Raw genomic sequence first — 1897 nt, 5'->3', positions numbered from 1 at the left:
CGAGATTTACCATTTTCATAAAGTTTCACTAATTGCAGTTTAAATTCGGGTGTAAAAGTTCGACGTTTACGTGTCATAGTAGCACGCTCCCTTAAGTTAATAGTCTAAGTTTACAAGCCCTTATTTTATCTGTCCAACTTAGTGTAGCCTATCCAAGTACGTAGTACATATAGGGTTAGGTAAAATTTACTCTAAGGTAAGAAACAGATGGTTACTTGCTAACAATCCTAAAGGTGTAGGGGATAGTGGCTATTTACTCACTAAGCTAACAAATAACGATGGTGAAAGTGTTCCGATATATGAGCATGAAGCTGTTATAGCCGCTTCTTATGGATTAGAACCAAAGATTTGGCGTATAAAAGGATTGTATGGAAATATCATGGAGATAGACCATATCGATAGAAATGTTAAAAATAATTCAATTGGCAACATAGTATTTTGTCAAAGGAAGAATCAATATAAATCAGAAGTATTAAATGATATGGCGCAACGAGGGAAGTTGAGTAAAGAACTAGCTATTCAAATTAGACAGGACTTTAAAAAATGGGCAGGGCGTAAAGTGAAGTTTTATGAGAAAAAAGCTAAGGAATTGAATTGTTGCAAACGGAGTATTCAAAACATAATTTTAAACAAGTCATTCAAGGAAGTATCTTAATACATAAATTAACAATAAAAACACCACTTAGATTTTAAAGTGGTGGTTTTTATTGTTTAGTATTTGAAATCTTTCACAACAGCTCTTTGATCATTAGAAACGGAACCTGTGAATCCAACACTAAGGATTCCGAAATTTAAGCCGATTGAACCTGAACCAGATTTTGTATGAGTATACAGTGAGTGGAATTGAGATGTACCAGAACCTGTTTTAGTCTCTTCAAGATTTATTCTAGTCATTACGACTGGTCTAGTACCACTCTTAGGTAACGGGAATGACCATCCAGCGCCAGTGAAACTTGAACTGTATAAGTTTAATGATGTATATGTAGCAGCTCCATCTTGACCATTACCACCTACAACAACTTTATGTGATCCTGGAATTAATTTGAATCTGTTACCATCCCAAGCAAAACCAACTACGTCTGTTCTTCTGTTAACTGGTGAAATTGTCCATTGATGAACAGTTTCAAGTAAGAAACGGTCTTTACCTGTAGTTGATGGAACTTTAGTTACAAGTTGAGTAACTTTCATACTGTTAATAGTACCTTTTAGTAGTGGTTTAGGTAAAGATGTGTAATCCTCTACTGATGAAATACGATTGTTTGTATCAAATGTTGTAGTAGTAGCACCTACATATTCTCCAATTTCACCGGAATTAACAAGGTCTTCTTTTTGGATTAAAGGTAAATCTGCAACTAGTCTTTCAGGAAATCCATGATTAATTAATGTTTGATCGAGTACGTTTACGTCAGTGATATAGGTATTTTCTTCTGGTTCGCTAGCAGAGGCAATAGTGACTGTTGTTACTGCTGAAAGAGCGAATAAGAGTAAAGCTCCTAAAGTTGTGATGATAAATTTTTTCATGTTTCTTCCTCCTGTTGTCTTAGTATTTTCTAGCAATATCAGAAATTATTATATTACTGTAATTATTTTCTATAAAAATTACTATATTACGGTAATTAATTTCTAATATTGAACTATTCTAGAATATCATAACAAGTGTGATAAATAATGTATATAAATTGTTACAATAATTTTATTTATTAAAATAGTTTTCATTTTCAACTTGTTTCTAGTTTCTTAATATATTAGACTCAGAAGTAAACGGAGGAGTGCTATTGTATGAACGTTATTTTAAAAAATAAGAATTTAGTAATTATAATAATATTAATAATTATTGGATTGGGAACTTATTACTTAGTAAATAGTAAATCTGAATCTAATAAGAAGAGTGATTTGT

2 protein-coding genes are annotated in these 1897 nt (G+C 31.9%); one reads left to right on the top strand and one right to left on the bottom strand.

Translation table 11 applies throughout. From position 1 onward, the window contains the following. The first annotated feature begins 379 nt into the window (after positions 1-379). A complete protein-coding gene (locus tag V7014_RS15895) occupies positions 380-655 on the top strand; it encodes a hypothetical protein (RefSeq protein ID WP_335508414.1) in 276 nt (91 codons plus the stop codon). Between the two features lie 56 nt (positions 656-711). Here the strand turns inward: V7014_RS15895 and V7014_RS15890 are convergent, their stop codons facing one another. Next, positions 712-1521 (bottom strand): hypothetical protein, encoded by an 810-nt coding sequence (locus tag V7014_RS15890; protein WP_335508413.1) that lies wholly within the window; start codon positions 1519-1521, stop codon positions 712-714. Between the last annotated feature and the right edge of the window lie 376 nt (positions 1522-1897).

The organism is Bacillus sp. JJ722, assembly GCF_036963345.1.
Taxonomy (GTDB): Bacteria; Bacillota; Bacilli; order Bacillales; family DSM-1321; genus Bacillus_AD.
This window is presented reverse-complemented; position numbering and strand designations above follow the sequence as displayed.